This is a genomic window from Bradyrhizobium sp. PUT101, from assembly GCF_052043945.1.
GTDB lineage: Bacteria > Pseudomonadota > Alphaproteobacteria > Rhizobiales > Xanthobacteraceae > Bradyrhizobium.
Genome location: NZ_CP197207.1, coordinates 4316871 through 4335117, shown reverse-complemented (window position 1 = coordinate 4335117; position 18247 = coordinate 4316871). Strand labels below are relative to the sequence as shown.

The 18247-nt window shown below is 63.9% G+C and carries 20 protein-coding genes and 1 tRNA gene; 12 read left to right on the top strand and 9 right to left on the bottom strand.

Features of this window, described 5'->3' with window-relative positions:
* Nucleotides 1–48: 48 nt before the first annotated feature.
* Both ACSHT2_RS21005 and panE read left to right on the top strand, forming a co-directional pair.
* Complete coding sequence (locus ACSHT2_RS21005) at nt 49–663, top strand: 2-hydroxychromene-2-carboxylate isomerase (protein WP_440636238.1); 615 nt, start codon at nt 49–51, stop codon at nt 661–663.
* A gap of 113 nt (nt 664–776) precedes the next feature.
* A complete protein-coding gene (panE, locus tag ACSHT2_RS21000; protein WP_440636236.1) occupies nt 777–1700 on the top strand; it encodes a 2-dehydropantoate 2-reductase in 924 nt (307 codons plus the stop codon).
* Between the two features lie 184 nt (nt 1701–1884).
* Here panE and ACSHT2_RS20995 read toward each other — a convergent pair whose 3' ends face one another.
* The 4 genes from ACSHT2_RS20995 to ACSHT2_RS20980 form a co-directional block, all read right to left on the bottom strand.
* Nucleotides 1885–2478 carry a c-type cytochrome gene (locus ACSHT2_RS20995; protein WP_440636234.1) on the bottom strand — a complete coding sequence of 198 codons (594 nt, stop codon included), beginning with the start codon at nt 2476–2478 and terminating at the stop codon, nt 1885–1887.
* Between the two features lie 193 nt (nt 2479–2671).
* Nucleotides 2672–3952, bottom strand: coding sequence for a PQQ-dependent sugar dehydrogenase (locus ACSHT2_RS20990; RefSeq protein WP_440636233.1), 1281 nt, complete (start codon nt 3950–3952; stop codon nt 2672–2674).
* Between the two features lie 385 nt (nt 3953–4337).
* Nucleotides 4338–5324 carry an NAD-dependent epimerase/dehydratase family protein gene (locus ACSHT2_RS20985; RefSeq protein ID WP_440636231.1) on the bottom strand — a complete coding sequence of 329 codons (987 nt, stop codon included), beginning with the start codon at nt 5322–5324 and terminating at the stop codon, nt 4338–4340.
* Nucleotides 5325–5403: 79 nt separating this feature from the next.
* Nucleotides 5404–5478: transfer RNA gene (locus ACSHT2_RS20980), tRNA-Gly, on the bottom strand.
* A gap of 271 nt (nt 5479–5749) precedes the next feature.
* On the opposite strand from ACSHT2_RS20980, the gene trxA reads away from it, so the two are divergent.
* Both trxA and ACSHT2_RS20970 read left to right on the top strand, forming a co-directional pair.
* Entirely contained in the window at nt 5750–6673 is a 924-nt protein-coding gene (gene trxA / locus ACSHT2_RS20975) for a thioredoxin (protein ID WP_028177007.1), read from the top strand.
* A gap of 33 nt (nt 6674–6706) precedes the next feature.
* Nucleotides 6707–7384 carry an LON peptidase substrate-binding domain-containing protein gene (locus tag ACSHT2_RS20970; RefSeq protein ID WP_440636229.1) on the top strand — a complete coding sequence of 226 codons (678 nt, stop codon included), beginning with the start codon at nt 6707–6709 and terminating at the stop codon, nt 7382–7384.
* 129 nt (nt 7385–7513) lie between these two features.
* On the opposite strand, the gene ACSHT2_RS20965 is transcribed toward ACSHT2_RS20970, so the two are convergent.
* The 3 genes from ACSHT2_RS20965 to ACSHT2_RS20955 all read right to left on the bottom strand — a co-directional run bounded on the left by ACSHT2_RS20965 (nt 7514) and on the right by ACSHT2_RS20955 (nt 9053).
* Nucleotides 7514–8104, bottom strand: coding sequence for a cytochrome b/b6 domain-containing protein (locus ACSHT2_RS20965; protein ID WP_440636227.1), 591 nt, complete (start codon nt 8102–8104; stop codon nt 7514–7516).
* A gap of 60 nt (nt 8105–8164) precedes the next feature.
* Nucleotides 8165–8443: a PepSY domain-containing protein gene (locus ACSHT2_RS20960; protein ID WP_440636226.1), complete on the bottom strand. Its 279-nt coding sequence runs from the start codon at nt 8441–8443 to the stop codon at nt 8165–8167.
* 259 nt (nt 8444–8702) lie between these two features.
* Entirely contained in the window at nt 8703–9053 is a 351-nt protein-coding gene (locus ACSHT2_RS20955; protein WP_440636224.1) for a hypothetical protein, read from the bottom strand.
* Between the two features lie 105 nt (nt 9054–9158).
* Here ACSHT2_RS20955 and ACSHT2_RS20950 point away from each other — a divergent pair, with 105 nt between their 5' ends.
* Nucleotides 9159–9689 (top strand): TetR/AcrR family transcriptional regulator, encoded by a 531-nt coding sequence (locus tag ACSHT2_RS20950; RefSeq protein ID WP_440636223.1) that lies wholly within the window; start codon nt 9159–9161, stop codon nt 9687–9689.
* A gap of 160 nt (nt 9690–9849) precedes the next feature.
* Nucleotides 9850–10047, top strand: coding sequence for a Trm112 family protein (locus tag ACSHT2_RS20945; protein WP_007598651.1), 198 nt, complete (start codon nt 9850–9852; stop codon nt 10045–10047).
* Nucleotides 10048–10273: 226 nt separating this feature from the next.
* On the opposite strand, the gene ACSHT2_RS20940 is transcribed toward ACSHT2_RS20945, so the two are convergent.
* Complete coding sequence (locus tag ACSHT2_RS20940; RefSeq protein ID WP_440636220.1) at nt 10274–11494, bottom strand: ubiquinone biosynthesis hydroxylase; 1221 nt, start codon at nt 11492–11494, stop codon at nt 10274–10276.
* A gap of 205 nt (nt 11495–11699) precedes the next feature.
* Here ACSHT2_RS20940 and tesB point away from each other — a divergent pair, with 205 nt between their 5' ends.
* On the top strand, nt 11700–12563 hold the full coding sequence (gene tesB, locus ACSHT2_RS20935) for an acyl-CoA thioesterase II (protein WP_440636219.1): 864 nt from the start codon (nt 11700–11702) through the stop codon (nt 12561–12563).
* A gap of 39 nt (nt 12564–12602) precedes the next feature.
* Here the strand turns inward: tesB and ACSHT2_RS20930 are convergent, their stop codons facing one another.
* Nucleotides 12603–13490: a GYF domain-containing protein gene (locus ACSHT2_RS20930; RefSeq protein ID WP_440636217.1), complete on the bottom strand. Its 888-nt coding sequence runs from the start codon at nt 13488–13490 to the stop codon at nt 12603–12605.
* A gap of 235 nt (nt 13491–13725) precedes the next feature.
* Between ACSHT2_RS20930 and ACSHT2_RS20925 the strand changes: the two genes are divergently transcribed.
* From ACSHT2_RS20925 to ACSHT2_RS20905, 5 genes are all read left to right on the top strand, one after another.
* Complete coding sequence (locus ACSHT2_RS20925) at nt 13726–14064, top strand: P-II family nitrogen regulator (protein WP_440636215.1); 339 nt, start codon at nt 13726–13728, stop codon at nt 14062–14064.
* A 129-nt stretch (nt 14065–14193) separates the two neighbouring features.
* Entirely contained in the window at nt 14194–15495 is a 1302-nt protein-coding gene (locus ACSHT2_RS20920) for an ammonium transporter (RefSeq protein WP_440636213.1), read from the top strand.
* 310 nt (nt 15496–15805) lie between these two features.
* Nucleotides 15806–16144, top strand: a complete 339-nt coding sequence (locus ACSHT2_RS20915) for a P-II family nitrogen regulator (RefSeq protein WP_008142813.1) — start codon at nt 15806–15808, stop codon at nt 16142–16144.
* Nucleotides 16145–16181: 37 nt separating this feature from the next.
* Nucleotides 16182–17630, top strand: a complete 1449-nt coding sequence (locus tag ACSHT2_RS20910; RefSeq protein ID WP_440636211.1) for an ammonium transporter — start codon at nt 16182–16184, stop codon at nt 17628–17630.
* 201 nt (nt 17631–17831) lie between these two features.
* Nucleotides 17832–18236: a GFA family protein gene (locus tag ACSHT2_RS20905; RefSeq protein WP_440636209.1), complete on the top strand. Its 405-nt coding sequence runs from the start codon at nt 17832–17834 to the stop codon at nt 18234–18236.
* Nucleotides 18237–18247: the final 11 nt, after the last annotated feature.

Sequence of the window (18247 nt, the reverse complement as noted above, 5' to 3'; positions counted from 1 at the left end):
GCGCGGCCTGCGCCACAATGACGAAAAGCGACGTCAGGGAGAATGAGTTTGACCCGCACTGCCCCGCAATTCCTGTTCGACTTCGGCAGCCCCAATGCCTATCTCAGCCATCTGGCGATTCCGGCGATCGAGCAGCGGATCGGCGTCAAGTTCGACTATGTGCCGATCCTGCTCGGCGGCATCTTCAAGTCGACGAACAACAAGTCGCCGGCCGAAACCCTGGCCGGCATCAAGAACAAGCGCGAATTCCAGGCGGTCGAGACCGAGCGCTTCATCAAGCGCTTCCATGTCCAGCCCTATGTCTGGAATCCGCATTTCCCGGTCAACACGCTGAACCTGATGCGCGCGGCAATCGCGGCGCAGCTCGAGGGCGTCTTCGAAAAATACGTCGAGGCCGCCTTCCACCATATGTGGCGCGAGCCGAAGAAGATGGACGACCCTGAAATCGCGGCGAAGGCGCTGGCGTCCTCCGGTCTCGACGCGCAAAAGTTGTTCGCCCGCGCTGGGGAACCCGAGGTGAAGAGCAAGCTGATCAAGAACACCGAGGAGGCGGTCGCCCGCGGCGCGTTCGGCTCGCCGACCTTCTTCGTCGGCAACGAGATGTTCTTCGGGAAGGAGCAGCTGCGCGAGGTCGAGGAGATGGTGCTGGGAAAGGGCGAGTAGCGAATGGCGAGTAGTGAGAGCGTTACTCGCGTTTCGTTATCTGCTATCCTGTTCGCTACCCCCTATTCGCCATTCGCTTTCGCCTGAAGAACAACAATAACGGAGTTTGTCCCATGCGTATCCTCGTGGTCGGCGCCGGCGCCATCGGCGGCTATTTTGGTGGCAGGCTGTTGCAGGCCGGCCGCGACGTCACCTTCCTGGTCCGGCCCCGGCGCGCCAGCGAGCTGGCGAGCGCCGGCCTCGTCATCAAGAGCCCGAACGGCGACGTGACCTTGACGAATCCGCCGACCGTGCAGGCGGACGCGCTAAAGGACAAGTTCGACGTCGTGCTCCTGAGCTGCAAGGCGTTCGACCTCGACGACGCCATCAAGTCGTTTGCCGCGGCGGTCGGACCGAACACCGCGATCATTCCAATGCTCAACGGCATGAAGCATCTCGACACGCTGGATGCCAGGTTCGGCAAGGAGCGAGTGCTCGGCGGCCTCTGCGCCATCGCGGCGACCTTGAACGAGAAGCGCGAGGTGGTGCAGCTCCAGCCGATGCAGTCGATCAACTACGGCGAGCGCGACGGCAAGATGTCGGACCGGGTGAAGGCAATCGACGAAGCCTTCAAGAGCGGCATCATTGGCGCCACCGCCAGCCAGAACATCATGCAGGACATGTGGGAGAAGTGGGTGTTCCTCTCCTCGCTCGCGGCATCCACCAGCCTGATGCGCGCCTCAGTCGGTGACATCCTTGCGGCTCCGGGCGGTCGGGATTTCCTGCTCGGCATGCTGGACGAGACCAGCGCGATCGCCGCCGCCTCCGGCTATCCGCCGGGCGGGCCGTTCTTCGAGCGGGTGAAAGGCAACCTCACCACCGAAGGCTCGCCGACGACCGCCTCGATGTTCCGCGACATCAAGGCAGGCCTGCCGGTCGAGGCCGATCACGTCATCGGCGACCTCATCGCGCGGGCCGATGCGGCCAAGGTGCCGGTACCGAAGCTGCGCATCGCGTACACGCATCTGAAGGCGTATGAGAAGCAGCGGGCGGGGTAGGTCGTAACCACACAATCCGCTGTCGTCCCGGGGCGCGAACCCGGGACCTATAGCCACAGAGAGTGGTTATTGAGCGAAGTGGGGACTCCGAGTCTTCGCAGAACGCCATCCTGTGGTTATGGATCCCGGGCTCGCGCTTTGCCCGTCCCGGGATGACGAGCTGTGTTTGCCGCAGCATCCCGCGTTATTTGAAATTCGCGAGATAGTGCGAGACAGCCGTGATTTCCTCGTCGCTCATGTGATAGGCGACATCGACCATCGCGGCGACGCCGCCACCGACGCGCTGGCCGGCCTTGTAGTCGTGCAGCGCCTTGACGAGATATTCCTCGCGTTGCCCCGCGAGCCGCGCGACTCCCTTGGTGCCGGCATAGCTGTCCGTGTGGCATGAAGCACAGCGGCGGCCGGCGGCGACCTGCGCGCCCTTCTTCGACAGGTCCGGATCCCCGTCCTCGGCTCCCTTCGGCGGCGTCAGCGAAGAAAAATAGGCGCCGAGATTGCGGATGTCGTCGTTGGTGATCTCCTCGACGATCGGCTGCATCTGCTCGTTCTTGCGCGAGCCGGCGCGGAAGAACACCAGCTGCCATTGCAGGAATTGATCGGGCTGGCCGGCGAGCGAGGGGATGTTCTCGGTCTGCGAGATGCCGTTCTCGCCGTGGCAACCGGCACAGATCTGCGCCCTGGCCTTGCCGGCGGCGACGTCGGCGGCACTTGCGGGGAGGAAGGCAAGCGCGAAGAGCGCAACCGTGCTGATTGCGGACGAGATGAACTGCCGGCGCATGATGGGAATTCCGATATGTCGAGGTCGTCATTCCGAGGCGCGCCACTGGGCGCGAGCCCGGAATCCATAACCACGGATCGGGGTTATGGGTTCCGGACTTGCGCGCAAGTCGCGCAATCCGGAACGACGGTGAATCAAACAAAATTGACTGCGGTACCTGGCGGGCTACCGCAGCCTCTGTTTCTCCTGCGCGCTACTTCTTGCTGTAGCTGATGCGGTAGATCGCGCCGGCCCAGTCGTCGGCGACGAGGATCGACCCGTCCTTGGCGAGAATGATGTCGTTGGGTCGGCCGAGATAGCCCTGGTCGCCCTCGAGCCAGCCGGAAGCGAAGATCTCCTGCTTGGGATTCTTGCCGTCCGGCCCGACGATCACGCGCATGATGCGCGCGCCCTGGTACTTGTGGCGATTCCAGGAGCCGTGCTCGGCGATCAGGATGTTGTTCTTGTACTCGGCGGGGAATTGGTCGCCGGTATAGAACTTCATGCCGAGCGGAGCGACATGGGCGCCGAGATTCAGCACGGGCGGCGTGAACTCGGAGCATTTGTGGCCCATCGCGAACTTGTCGTCAGGCAGATTGCCCTGGTGGCAATAGGGATAGCCGAAATGCTCGCCGATCCTGTTGATCATGTTCAGCTTGTCACTGGGCAAGTCGTCGCTGATCCAGTCGCGGGCATTCTCGGTGAACCAGAGCTTGCCGGTGCGCGGATCGACGTCGCCGCCGACCGAGTTGCGAACGCCGAGCGCCCAGATTTCGGCGTTGCCGGTCTTGGGATCGACGCGGCGGATCTGCGAGACGCTGGTCGGCGGGATACCGATGTTGAAGGGCGGCCCGAACGGCAGGAAGAACCAGCCTTCCTTGTCAACCGCGATGTATTTCCAGCCATGCGCGGCATAGGAGGGCATGTCGTCATAGACGACCTTGCCTTGCCCGAGCTTATCGAGATTGGCTTCGGCGTTGTCGTAGCGGATCAGCTTGTCGACGGCGATGACGTAGAGCGCGCCGTCCCTGAAGGCGAGACCGGTGGGCATGTTCAGGCCCTTGAGGACGGTCTTGACCTCCTTCTTTCCGTTGTTGTCCTTGATGGCATAGACGTTGCCGAGGCCGAACGAGCCGACGAACAGCGTGCCCTTGTCACCCCAGGCCATCTGCCGCGCGGCCAGCACGCCCGAGGCGTAGACCTCGATCTTGAAGCCGGACGGCAGCTTGATCTTCTTGACGATGTTGGCGAGCTCGGCGTCGGAGGCGCCGGTCGGCGGGCCCGAGGGCGGCGCGAGGCCCTTCTGCGCCTCGTTCTCGTCACCGAGGAACCAGTCGTCCGGCGGATGGGTCCAGAACTCCTTGGTGCCGGATTCGTATTTCTTCAGCCCCCGGTTCTTGTCCTGCTGTTGCGCGTGGCCAGCGCTGGTCCCCGCGAGAAGGGCAACCGCTGCAAGCGCCAGAACGGATTGAAAGATGGATCTATGGAATTTCATCGCGTCACTCCCCTAAGGCAGCCGTCAGGGCTGCGCGTTATTTTAATTTTACCTGTCGAGAGGCGAAGTTTTGGGTCCGTCAGAACGACAGACACAAAAAGGTTAGCACATCTGCGAACGGTGAGAAGCGCGCCGCCTGCACCGCCTTCGCGCTCAGAAAAAATTGAGACGGAATGTCAATGAGGGGGCGAACGCCGCGACGACAAATCTCTCGCTGCAGCGCGGAATCAAAGTGGCGCGCGGATCGTTTTGCCGGCGGCACGAGGGGCGGCTCATGCAACAACGCGAAAACAACCCCATGCACAGTAGAACGGCTCAGGCTGGCCCGCTGCCGGTGACGCCGGACAGATATCTGAAGCGTCGAGCAAAATGGCGATCGCGGCGCTTACGAGGCGACGGGGTAGGGCCCATCGTCGAACCCCGTGTCATGATAGCCCTTCGACCCGACCTCGCGTGCCAGCATGCTACGAAAATCGCGGTCACCTTGCAGGCTGCGCAGCACATGCGCGAAGTCGAATTCGGGCCGCCAGCCCAGCTCGCGCCGCGCGCGGTCGTTGACATAGACGCGGTCGATCGCGGGGAAGAGCCGCCAGCCGCGCGCCGCATAGAGCCGCTCGCACTCCGGATAGAGCTCACGCACGACGCTCGCGGCATCGCGCGCGAGCGCGGCGAGATGACGCTGCTCGAACGGGCTGGTGGCCGAGACGATGTAGCGGGCGAAGCCGATCTTCGGCGCGCGTTCGGCGGCCAGCAGATGCGCGCTCACGGCGTCCGCGATGTCCAGCCGGCGATAGAGCAGCTCGTTGGCCTGCGCGTTCTCGAGCGCGTAGGCCGACCGCATCAAAGGATCGTCGTCGTCCTCGGGGAAGAAGCGCGAGGTCCGCAAGACCAGCACGGGCAAACCGCGCTCGCGAAAGAACAGCTCACAGAGGTTCTCGGCCATCAGCTTGGTGGTGCCGTAGATGTTCTTCGGCACCGACGGCAGATCCTCGGTGACCCACACCGCCGCCTGTCCCGCCTCGGGGCGGAGCTGCGAGCCGAACGCGCTGGTGGTACTGGTGAAGACGAAGCTCCTCACGCCCGCCGCCGCGGCCGCCTCGAGCAGATTGAGCGTGCCGGTGACGTTGGTGTCGACGAAGTCCTGCTTGGAGTGCGTCGCCACGTGCGGCTTGTGCAGCGTCGCGGTGTGGATGACGGCGGTGACGCCATCCATCTGCTCCCGCACGAATGCGGGATCGACGATCGAGCCGACGGCATCGGTGAAGGGCGATGGCTTCAGATCGATCCCGCGCACGGACGAGGCGCGCGCCTGGAGCGTCCGGAGAATGGCTTCACCGAGATGGCCGGCACTGCCGGTGATCAGAATTGTCATGCGAAACTCAACAATACAGCCGTCAGCGGCGCGGAAAACCACGGCCCGACCCGGTTCGGCTGGATGCTCTGGGAAAAATTGGAGCGGGCGAAGGGGCTCGAACCCTCGACCCCGACCTTGGCAAGGTCGTGCTCTACCACTGAGCTACACCCGCATCCTGTGTCGGTCGCGTGACGCGCCGGCAACGGCTGTCGTATGCCAAAAGCGGGAGGGGAATGCAACAGCTACCGGCGGCCTCAATTCGCAATTGAGGGCCCCAATGGACGCCGAAGCTCGCCAAATCGACCGGAAAGGCCCCGGAACCAGCGAATCGGAGGCCCTGGATTGAAATTCGGCCCATTCGGCCCAATTTAGGAGCCGACCACAAGCATATGATGTGGCGGCGTGCTAAAGAGCCGTCATTCCAGACATGACGAGGGAATCCCGTGACGATCATCGACCAGGGTAACGGAGCGGCGGGCCCGGCTGCGGCCGACCTGATCAAGGACACCACCACCCAGACCTTCGTGAAGGACGTCATCGAGGAATCGAAGCGCCAGCCGGTGCTGATCGATTTCTGGGCGGAGTGGTGCGGCCCCTGCAAGCAGCTCACCCCCGTGCTCGAAAAGGCTGTGAAGGCGGCCAAGGGCAAGGTCAAGCTGGTCAAGATGAACATCGACCAGCATCCGGCAATCCCGGGCCAGATGGGCATCCAGTCGATCCCGGCCGTGATCGCCTTCGTCAACGGCCAGCCGGCCGACGGCTTCATGGGTGCGGTGCCCGAGAGCCAGATCAATGCCTTCATCGAGCGCCTGACCAAGGGCGTCACCGCGCCGGGCGAGGTCAACGTCGCCGAGATCGTGCAGGAGGCCGAAGCGGTGCTCGCCGAGGGCGATACGGCGGCGGCGGCGCAGATCTATGCCGAGGCGCTCCAGCACGATTCGACCAATATCGCGGCACTTGCCGGCCTTGCGAAGTGCTACGCCGTCTCCGGCGCGATGGAGCAGGCCAAGCAGACGCTGGCCATGGTGCCCGAGTCCAAGCGCAACGACCCGGCCGTGAAGGCGGTGCAGACCGCGATCGATCTCGCCGAGCAGGCCAAATCACTTGGACCGGTCGCCGAGCTGGAACAGAAAGTCGCCGCAAACCCGCTCGACCATCAGGCCCGGTTCGACCTCGCCACCGCGCTCAACGCACAAGGCAATCGCGCGGCGGCGACCGAGCAGCTGCTCGAGATCATCAAGCGCGACCGCAAGTGGAACGACGACGGCGCCCGCAAGCAGCTGGTGCAGTTCTTCGAGGCCTGGGGCGGCACGGATGATGCAACCGTCGAAGGACGGAAACGTTTGTCGACGATCCTGTTTTCGTAAGGGCGCGCTGGCGACGCCAGGGGGACCGGGCAGATGCCGATCAACATCGAATATCGCGGGCCCGCCGACCTCCCGGAGATCATTCCGGTGTTTCCGCTGCCGGGCGCGCTGCTGCTGCCCCGCGGCCAGATGCCGCTCAACATCTTCGAGCCGCGCTACCTGGCGATGGTCGACGATTCCCTTCGCGACGGGCATCGCCTGATCGGCATGATCCAGCCCGACGCGGCGCATTCACCGAAGAATTCCGACAAGCCGGCGCTGTTCCGCGTCGGCTGCGTCGGCCGTATCACCCAGCTCGCCGAATCCGGCGACGGCCGCTACATCCTCGAGCTCACCGGCGTCGCGCGCTTCAAGGTTGTCGAGGAGCTCGAAGTGCTGACCGCCTACCGGCAGTGCAAGGTGGACTTCTTCGCCTTCGTCGACGACTTCACCGCGCGCATGGGCGAGGAGGAGGTCGATCGCGAGGCGCTGCTGGCCGTGCTGGCCGACTTCCTGAAGGCCAACAATCTCAAGGTCGATTGGGAAGGCGTCGAGAGCGCGCCCAATGAGGCGCTCGTCAACGCGCTGGCGATGATGTCGCCCTATGGCCCGGCGGAGAAGCAGGCGATGCTGGAAGCGCCCGACCTGAAGACCCGCGCCGAGATCCTGATCGCCGTCACCGAGATGGACCTCGCCAAGAAGCGCACCAGCGGCGATCCGCCGTTGCAGTGAGACTGTAAGCACTACAAGCTCCGTCATGCCCGGGCTTGACCCGGGCATCCACGTCTTTGCCACACAGATAAACGTGGATGGCCGGGACAAGCCCGGCCATGACGAGGAGGGAATGTGGCCTTCAGAATTTTATGAATGATGCCGGATGCGCTTGCGTCCGGTGACCATCGCGCGGATCAGGTTCTCACGCTGCAGAATTCCCATCAGCACCACGCCGGCAACGTGGAGCACGACAAGGACGATGACCGCATCCGATGAATAATGGTGGGCGTCTTCGACCCACCACACGCCGAAGAACGTGACGGTGACCGACATCGCTCCCGTGATCGTCGAAACGGCGAGCGAGACCATCAGCGCTATCAGCATCAACGTGCCGGCGGGATTGAGCCCGATATAGCGGCCGGTGATGCCGCGGCGCAGATTCCAGAGATAGCGAGGCGACGCGCGAAGCCTGACGCCGACCATCCGGAAGCGCGAATAGCGGCTTCCCCAGAAGCCCCAGACCAGGCGAAAAGCGAGAAGCCCCAGCACAGTATAGCCGAGCACGCGGTGAAGGCCGTCATAATCCGTCGGCGTGAACCACGCGGCCAGGACGCCAGCCGCGAGAGCCCAGTGCCAGAGGCGCAGCGGGAGGTCCCAGACCGCGATCGTCCGCGGAGCTGTTCGCTCGGCGGGGGTCCGGTCGAACACCCCGCGCGCGTCTGGCGTTTCTTCGATCAAGCGAAGACCACCCTCAAGCCTTGCTTGGCACAGATTGCGTCGTGCGATTGGCGTCGCAGCCTACTTGGCGATCGTGTGCTTCAGGCTGAGGTCTTCGGGGCTGTAGAACAGCTCGTAGAGCTTGCCTTCCTTGACGCCGTAGACCTCGTAGCACGAGCCTTCGATCTTGGAGCGCCGCACCTCATAGCCCAGCGCCTTGGCCTTGGCTTCGGCTTCGGCGGCCGGCTTCCACGATCCCTTGTCGAGCTTGGTGCAATCCTTGAAGCCGTCGGCCATGGCCGTCGATCCCGTGCCAATTCCGATCGTCAGTGCAATGGCAACAACGCGAATGACCTTCACGAACCTCTCCTCCTCTCGTGGGCGCCCGCAGAGCCGCGGGGCCTACCGAAGGAAGCAAAGGAGGAGATGAAGTCAATCGGGTACGGACCTGGTTCGTTTTAGATAAGCTCTAACGTGTCCCACTGCTGGGCTCACGCCTCACAGGCCGGATGAACCCGCTAGAGCGCGATGCGATGAGGATGAATCGTCATCGCGCTTTAGGTCGTTGTTTAAGCATGATCTTTTCGGAAAACCGCTGCGCACTTTTCCGGATCATGCTTTAGTAACCGGCGACCGCGAGCGCGACGACAGCCCCCATGCCGACCCAGCCGAAATGGCGGCCGCGGGTGGCGAAGGCGTTGGCGAGGGCCGCAAAGCCGAAGACGATGGCGAGCGTGGCGACGATCCAGTGCCGGGCGAGGCTCGACTCCAGCCGGGGCGCAACCAGCAGCAGCACGCCGCCGCCGATCCACGCCACCGTGCCGGCCTGCCAGACCAGTCGGATCAGCGTGCGCAGGCGCGCCGGCTCGATGCTTGCGCGGGCGAAGACCTTGGTCTCGCCGAGCAGGCCGTGGATCAATGCCAGCACGATTGCGGCGAGGCCGGAACATTGCAGGAGAAGGTCGCGCATCCGAAGCTCCATCCGTACAAAGATGCCATACAGCACTGTATGGATATGCACCCCTTGCTCCAGGCTGTCAATACATTAGTGTATGGTCGCCATCCGGAGCCGGGCATGACCGAACAACTTTCCGCCGACGACTGGATCAAGGAGGGCCTGAAGGCGCTTGCCAAAAGCGGCTTCACGGCGCTGAAGGCCGATCCGCTGGCCAAGGCCATGGGCGTCTCGCGCGGCAGCTTCTATTGGCATTTCGCCGACCTGGCCGCGTTCCACGCCGCCGTGCTGAAGCGCTGGCGCGAGATCGCGGCCGAGCGGATCATCGCCGATGTCGAAGCCGCCAGCGACGAGCCGCTCAGGACGCTGCTGCGGAGATCGTTCGGCGCGCGGCTCGAGCTCGAGCGCGCGGTGCGCAACTGGGCGGCCTTCGATGCGGCGGCGCAAGGGGCGGTGCGCGCGATCGACCGCCGCAGGCTCGACTATATCGAAGAGCTGCTGGACAAGCGCGGTCTCACCCCGGCGACGGCGCAGGCCCGCGCGCAGATCCTGTACTGGACATTTCTCGGTTTCGCCCTGTCCGGCCCGCCGGTGCCGGCCGCGCGGCTTCAGGCCCTGCTCGACGAGCTCCTGGCGATGGTCTCGGCCTAGGCCCGCGATGGGCGGGCGCGAATTTCCATGCTAAAGCGCGATGCGATGAGGATGAATCGTCATCGCGATTTAGGTCGTTGTCTAAGCATGATCTTTTCGGAAACCCGCTGCGCACTTTTCCGGATCATGCTTTGGAGGCAACCGACTGCCGGAGAATCCCATGAACGCGCCCACCGAACGTCCCGAAGCCAGCGTCGATCCCAAATTGCTGGAGATTCTGGTCTGCCCGCTGACCAAGGGCCCACTGGAGTTCGATTCTGCAAAGCAGGAGCTGATCTCGCGCAGCGCCAAGCTCGCCTATCCCATTCGCGACGGCATCCCGATCATGCTGCCGGAAGAGGCGCGCAAGATCGATTGACCTTGTAGTCCGGGCGGAGCTTCATCGTTTAGAACGGTGAGCGCGCCACACTCTCGGTGTCATCCCCGCGAACGCGGGGATCCATAACCACAGGAAGTGGTTGTAGGTCGAAGTGGTAACTCCGAATCTTCGCTAAATTCCTGCTGCGGCGTATGGGTCCCGGATCTGCGCGCGCTTAGGGCGCGCTTGTCCGGGACGACAGCGGAGAGTGCGGCAAGCTCCCGCGCTACAACGCCTCGCCCTTCAACAGCCGCGGCACCTCGCCGGTGAGCCCCGCGGCCTGGCGGATGAAGAGGTTCTTCAGGGGCGGGGCGCGGTCAACGAGGCCGAGGCCGATGTCGCGCACCGTGCGCAACAGCGTCGACTGGTTGGAGAACAGGAAGTTCAGCGAGTTGGTGGCAACGCCCATCGCCATGGTGTCGAAGCGGCGCCAGCGCTGGTAGCGTTCGAGCACGTCGGCGCCGCCGATATCCATGCCGAGCCGCGCGGCATCGACGACCACTTCCGCCAGCGCGGCGACATCCTTCAGGCCCATGTTGAGGCCCTGGCCCGCGATCGGGTGGATGACGTGGGCGGCATCGCCGACCAGCGCGAGGCGCTCGGCGATGAAGGAACGCGCAACGAAATAGGACAACGGAAACGCGCGCGGCTTGTCGAGCGCCTTCACCTCGCCGAGATGCAGGCCGAAGCGCTGCTCGAGCTCGCCGTGAAATTCCTCGTCACTGAGCGCAATGATGCGCGCGGCTTCAGCGCGGCGCTCGGTCCATACCAGCGACGAGCGTTTTCCCGACAGCGGCAGGATCGCGAACGGGCCCGCCGGCAGAAAATGCTCTTCGGCGCGGCCCTCGTGATCGCGCTCATGGCCGACGGTGACGACGATGCCGGACTGGTCGTACTCCCAGCCATGGGTGACGATGCCGGCGCGCTCGCGCAGCTTCGACCTCGCGCCATCGGCGGCAACCAGCAGGCTCGCCGCGATCACGCTGCCGTCGCCAAGCGTCACGTCGATGCCGTCGGAGCGCGCGTCGTAGGATGCAACCGGGGTGGCGCGGAGATCGATGCCCTCGGCTTCCGCGCGCACCACCAGCGCATCGATCAGGCGGCGGTTCTCGACCATATGCGCAAAGGGCTCGCCCGGCGCGACATCGCCGGCAAAGTTGAGGAACACCGGACGGGTGGCGTCCTCCAGCTTCGAATCGGTGACGACCATGTCGAGGATCGGCTGCGCCTCGCTCCTGACGGCGTCCCAGGCGCCGATCGTCTCGAACAGGCGGCGGCAGGCGGCCACGATCGCGGTGGCGCGGGGATCGCGGCTCGGCCGTGTGCCGAGCGCGGGATCGGCGACGATGACGGGAATCTCAGGCCCGAGCCCCTGGCGCAGCGCCAGGGCCAGCGCAAGCCCCGCAAACGCGCCGCCACCGATGACAATGCTACCCTGTACCGACATACCAAGTTTCCCGGTCAATTCTCGGTCTTGCTAGCAGACTTGAGCTGGGCGAAACAGTGCGGTGAAACAAGGGCCGAATGGCCCGATGTGTCATTCCGGGGCGCGCGTCAAGCGCGAACCCGGAATCCAGAGGTTATCAGCTCGGGATTCCGGGTTCATCGCTATCGCGATGCCCCGGAATGACGAGGTCTTCGAAAGCACCATCATGTCCAAAAGCCTGATCGACCTCATTTCGATCCTCGACCTCGAGCAGCTCGAGGTGAATCTGTTCCGTGGCAACAGCCCGAAGACGAGCTGGCAGCGGGTGTTCGGCGGCCAGGTGATCGGGCAGGCAATGGTTGCCGCGTGCCGCACCGTCGAGGGACGGCTGCCGCATTCCCTGCATTGCTATTTCATCCTGCCGGGCGATCCGCAGATCCCGATCATCTACCAGGTCGAACGCCTGCGCGACGGCAAGAGCTATTCGACCCGCCGCGTCACCGCGATCCAGCACGGCAACGCGATCTTCTCGATCATGGTGTCGTTCCACGCCGAGGAGGAGAGCGCGTTCGACCATCAGGACAAGATGCCCGACGTGCCGCCGCCGGAGAAGCTCACGGCGGAGGAGGTCGCGAAGCAGCCGATGTTCAAGGAGATGCCGGACTTCATCCGCCGCTACTATGAATCCGACCGCCCGATCGAGCTGCGCCCGGTCGAGCTCGGCCGCTATTTCGGCCAGAAGATCGAGGACGGCCGCATCCACGTCTGGATCAAGACCGCGGCAAAGCTGGCCGACGATCCGGCGCTGCATATGTGCGCGCTCGCCTATGCCTCGGATTTCTCGCTGCTCGATGCGATCATGGCGCGCTATGGCCGCACGCTGTTCGACAAGCGCATGATGCCGGCGAGCCTCGACCACGCGATGTGGTTTCACCGCCCCTTCCGCGCCGACGAATGGCTGCTCTACGCGCAGGATTCGCCGAGTGCACGCGGCGGCCGCGGCCTGACCCGCGGCTCGATCTTCAAGCCTGATGGCACGCTGGTCGCCTCCGTCGCGCAGGAAGGATCCGTGCGCGAGCGGAAGGCATAGCGCGATAGACGCGATAGATCGCGCTTATGGCTTCCCGGGTCATGCTCCGAGCGAACCGCGCGGAACGAGCTCGGTCTGCGAGGCGAACCAGTTCATGATCCAGCGATAGACCCACGGAATCGGGATGATCAGGCTGCACAGAATTGCAGCGACGATGCCGCGCCAGAGAATGTCGAGACCGCTCCCCCTGAACACGATCTCGCGCCGCGTGCCTTCGACGCTGCGGCAGAACCAGCGCATCTGGGCCGCGGCGACCCAGGCCCAGCCGATGATCGTGATGATGGAAATCGCAAACAGCAGATTCCAGCCGACATAGGCCCAGACCGAGCCGGTGAAGCTCAAGCCCAGCGGCTGCCCATTGGAAGCGAGGTTGGCGACCATCCATTTGATCAGGAGCCAGTAGAGCCCGATCTGCGCGATGAACAGCAGGTTGCTCAAGATCTCGCTGCCGATGAAGCTGAGGGCGATCACCAGAGCGATGAAGCCGAAATACCACGGCACCAGCGCCATCGCATCGCCGGTGAAGCTGAGATTGGGTCGGCCCGGGACCTTCACGCAGGACACGATCCATTTCGTGTACCAGACGAACACCCACGGCGCCGGGATGACGAAGATCAGTCCGATCAGCAGGACGATGCTGCGCCAGGTGAATTCCAGGATGTCGAAATCGACCGCCAGAGAGCTGCCGCTGCCCGTGCCGGCATAGCCGCCGGAACCCATCATCGGCGGACCGCCGGCCGGCATCATCGGCGGGGCGCCACCTCCGATCAGGCCGGGGATTTCGGCGGCCTTCTGCCAGCCGGCCATGCCCTCGGTCCACACCAGCGTATCCGGGCGCACGGTGCCCTGGGCGATCAGATCGCGGAATTGCGCCTCCGGAAACGGCCCCTGCTGCTTGCCCTCGGATGCGTAGAACCAACTCGCCATGAAGCGTCCCCCAAAACTCTTTTGTACCGCTCGAACGCCGCGGGTTCACCGCATCCATGCCAAAAATGCATTGTGAATGATGAACGGTTGCCCTGTACAGAGGCGGCCGTTCACACGGCCTGACGTTTTTCCGCTTCAATCTGCAACTTTTTTATGCCATTTGCCCGGAAAGATGCCAGATTGACGCTGCGCCGGGGACATACGGCGCGGTGCATCCCGGGGAATAGGCCTGACCATGAAACTCGTCGTCGCGATCATCAAACCCTTCAAGCTCGATGAGGTCCGTCAGGCCCTGACCGCGATCGGCGTCCACGGAATGACCGTGACCGAAGTGAAGGGTTACGGCCGGCAGAAGGGCCACACCGAGATCTATCGCGGCGCCGAATATGTCGTGAACTTCCTGCCCAAGCTGCGCATCGAGATCGCGGTCGCCTCCGAGGTTGCCGACAAGGCGGTCAGCGTGATCACCGCGACCGCCCGTACCGGGCAGATCGGCGACGGCAAGATCTTCGTCACGCCGATCGACCATGCGCTGCGCATCCGCACCGGCGAAACCGACAGCGACGCGCTCTAGGTTTCGGTTTGACACGTCTTCTCGACGCGAACCGGTATCCACTTCGCTCGAAAACGCTTCGATAAATCTTCGATCGCACCGAGCAACGACGCCACAGCGTGCGACGCCAATTGATGCTGGGGGAACGACATGGCGGGATGGTTGCGCCGCGCAGCGTGTATGGCTGCGCCGATCGGGCTTGTGTCCATCATGACTTTGCCGGCGCATGCCGCCGGCTCCGAGATCAACAACGCCGACACGGCCTGGATGATCGTCGCCACTGCGCTGGTGCTGATGATGACGATCCCGGGGCTCGCGCTGTTCTATTCCGGCATGGTGCGCAAGAAGAACGTGCTCGCCACCATGGCGCAGAGCCTCGCCGCGGTGACACTGATCTCCATTCTCTGGGTGGCGTTCGGCTATTCGCTCTGTTTCGTTGGCGACGGCCCGTGGATCGGCACGCTCGACCGCTGGTTTCTCGCCGGCATGACCATGGACAGCGTCAACCCTGCGGCCAAGACGATCCCGGAATCGCTGTTCATGCTGTACCAGATGACGTTCGCCATCATCACGGTGGCGCTGGTCGTGGGCTCGGTCGCCGACCGCATGCGGTTCTCCGCCTATCTCCTTTTCTCGGTCGCCTGGTTCATCTTCGTCTACATTCCGCTGGCGCATTGGGTGTGGGGCGGCGGCTTCCTCGCCGGCATGGGCGTGCTGGATTTCGCCGGCGGCCTCGTGGTGCACCTGTCGGCGGGCACCGGCGGCCTCGTTGCGGCCAAGGTGATGGGGCGCCGTCACGGCTACGGCACCGAGAATCTCTCGCCGTTCGATCTGTCGCTCGCGGTGATGGGCACCGGCCTGTTGTGGGTCGGCTGGTTCGGTTTCAACGGCGGCTCGGCGCTGGCGGCGAACTCACGCGCGGTGATGGCGATCATCGCGACCCATCTTGCCGCCTGCGCCGGCGCGCTGACATGGGGCGCGATCGAATGGTCGACGCGGCGCAAGCCCTCCGTGCTCGGCATGATCTCCGGCGCGGTGGCCGGGCTCGGCACCATCACGCCGGCCTCGGGCTTCGTCGCCCCCTGGCACGGCATCGTCATCGGTATCGTCGCCGGGGCGGTCTGCTACTGGGCCTGTACCTGGCTGAAGCACCGTTTCAACTATGACGATTCGCTCGACGTGTTCGGCGTCCATGGCATCGGCGGGTTGACCGGCACCCTACTTGGCGGCGTATTCGCGACCAGCGCCATCGGCGGCACCGCCGGCCTGCTGGAGGGCCATCCTCAGCAGCTCCTGATCCAGTTCTTCGGGGTCGCCGTCACGTTCGTCTGGTCGGCGGGCGTGAGCTTCATCCTGCTCAAGCTGGTCGGCCTGTTCGTGCCTTTGCGCGTATCCCGTGAGCAGGAACTCGAGGGACTGGATATTTCGCAGCACGGTGAAGCCCTGCAGTAGGCGCCGACGCTACTTCATTACCTTTCCGCTGCCCGACGCATGGGCAACATTGTGTCGACAGCCTGTCATGCCGTCGATTTGAGCAGGTGTGACCACGTTTTAAGCGCGACGTAATAGCGCACCGCACTGCAATACCCGTCAGACGCGAAAACACCCGTTTTCATAGTCCGTTAGGCAACGCGTCCGATCTGGCACGGCATTTGATTCTAGGGTCCCGGCTGTGCCCGCGTAGTGAATCTTCTCCCTCGTGGCGAACCAGTCGAGAAACGCCCGGCCACGTCCGGACCGGGCCCAAGCGGGGATAGGACCCATGAAAATTGTTATGGCGATTATTAAGCCATTCAAGCTGGAAGAAGTCCGTGACGCCCTGACCGCCATCGGCGTTCACGGTCTCACGGTGACGGAAGTCAAGGGGTATGGCCGCCAGAAGGGCCATACGGAAATCTATCGCGGCGCCGAATATGCCGTGAGCTTCCTGCCCAAGATCAAGATCGAGGTCGCTGTCGCCTCCGACCAGGTCGACAAGACCATCGACGCCATCACGTCCGCGGCGAAAACCGGACAGATCGGCGACGGCAAGATCTTCGTCATCAACCTCGACCATGCGGTGCGCATCCGCACCGGCGAGGCCGATGCCGCGGCCCTCTGATTTCGCGCTCAACCTTATCCAATCAGGAGTGAATAATATGACGTTCAAGCGTCCCTATGGCGCGGGATTGGCGGCTCTCGCAGTCGGCCTGTTCGCTGCGACCGCAGCCTACGCCGAGCCAACGGTCAACAAGGGAGACAACGCCTGGATGATGACATCGACAGTGCTCGTGCTGTTGATGACGATCCCCGGCCTCGCGCTGTTCTACGGCGGTCTCGTCCGTTCCAAGAACATGCTCTCCGTCCTGATGCAGGTGTTCTACACCGTCTGCGTCGTCACCGTGATCTATGCCGTGTACGGCTACAGCCTCACCTTCACCGGCGGCTCCGACTTCATCGGCGGCTTCTCCAAGGCCTTCATGATGGGCGTCACCACCGACTCGAAGGCCGCGACATTCTCGGTCGACGCCAACATCTCGGAGCTCATTTATATGTGCTTCCAGATGACGTTCGCGGCGATCACGCCCGCCCTCATCGTCGGCGCCTTTGCCGAGCGCATGAAGTTCTCGGCGCTTGCTCTGTTCGTCCCTCTCTGGGTGACGCTGATCTACTTCCCGATCGCGCACATGGTCTGGTACTGGCCCGGCCCGGACATGATCCAGGACGCGGCCAAGGCTCTGGCTGCGGCGGGTGATGCGGCGGCGAAGACCGCGGCGCAGGCCAAGCTCGACGAGATCAACGCCGACGCCGGCTGGATCTTCAAGATGGGCGCGATCGACTTCGCGGGCGGCACCGTGGTGCACATCAACGCCGGCATCGCAGGTCTCGTCGGCGCTCTCCTGATCGGCAAGCGCGTCGGTTACGGCAAGGAGCTGATGGCTCCGCACTCGCTGACCATGTCGATGATCGGCGCCTCGCTGCTCTGGGTCGGCTGGTTCGGCTTCAACGCCGGCTCCAACCTGGAGGCCAGCGGCGGCGCAGCCCTCGCCATGACCAACTCCTTCGTCGCCACCGCGGCCGCCGCGCTGTCGTGGATGTTCGCGGAGTGGATCATCAAGGGTCATCCCTCCGTGCTCGGCGTCATCTCCGGCGCTGTCGCGGGTCTCGTGGCCGTCACGCCTGCAGCCGGCTTCTCCGGCGTGATGGGCGCGATCGTCCTCGGCCTGATCGTCGGCGTGGTCTGCCTGTTCTTCTGCACCGTCGTGAAGAACGCGCTCGGCTACGACGACTCGCTCGACGTGTTCGGCGTGCACTGCATCGGCGGCATCGTCGGCGCCATCGGCACCGGCATCCTGGTCAACCCCGCTCTCGGCGGCGCTGGCATCGTCGACTACACGGCCATCCCGCCGAAGGTTGCCGATTACGACTTCGCCACGCAGATGCTCGCCCAGATCAAGGCCGTCTGCACCACGCTGGTGTGGTCGGGCGTCGGTTCGGCGATTCTCTACAAGGTCGTCGATGTGATCGTTGGCCTCCGTGCCAATGTCGAGAGCGAGCGTGAAGGCCTCGACATCACCGAGCACACCGAGCGCGCCTACAACATGTAAGTCTCCTCCCGGGACGCGGTCTCATCGAGGCCGCGTCCACAACTCCGGTTCGGGCACATACCCGGCAATGCCCTGACCGTTGAGGGGCTCCAGCGCAAGCTGGAGCCCCTTTCTTTTGCTCGGGGCCTAAGAAAAGGATTGCCATTCCGCGTCGCGGGCGCAGAAATATCGACCTACAAAGATAACAATCGGGAGGTCGTCATGCGTTTGGAAGGCGGATGCTATTGCGGCGAGGTGCGCTACGTGGCCGAAGGCGATCCGATGATGCAGGCGCAGTGCCATTGCCGCGAGTGCCAGTACATCTCGGGCGGCGCGCCCAACACCTTCATCGCGATGCCGGCGGCCGGTTTCACCTACATCACCGGGCAACCCAGGCAGTTCGCGCGCAAGGATCTCGAACGCGCCGTCACGCGCGAATTCTGCGCCGAATGCGGCACGCATCTGGTGACCAAGGTTCCAGGCCTGCCGGCCGCGGTCTTGAAGGTCGGCACGCTAGACGAGCCGGGACAGTTCCATCCGCAAATGGCGATCTACACGTGCGACATGCAGGAGTTCCACGCGATCCCTGCCGGCATGAAGACGTTCGAGAAGCTGCCGGGACGCTGAGCGCGCTTATG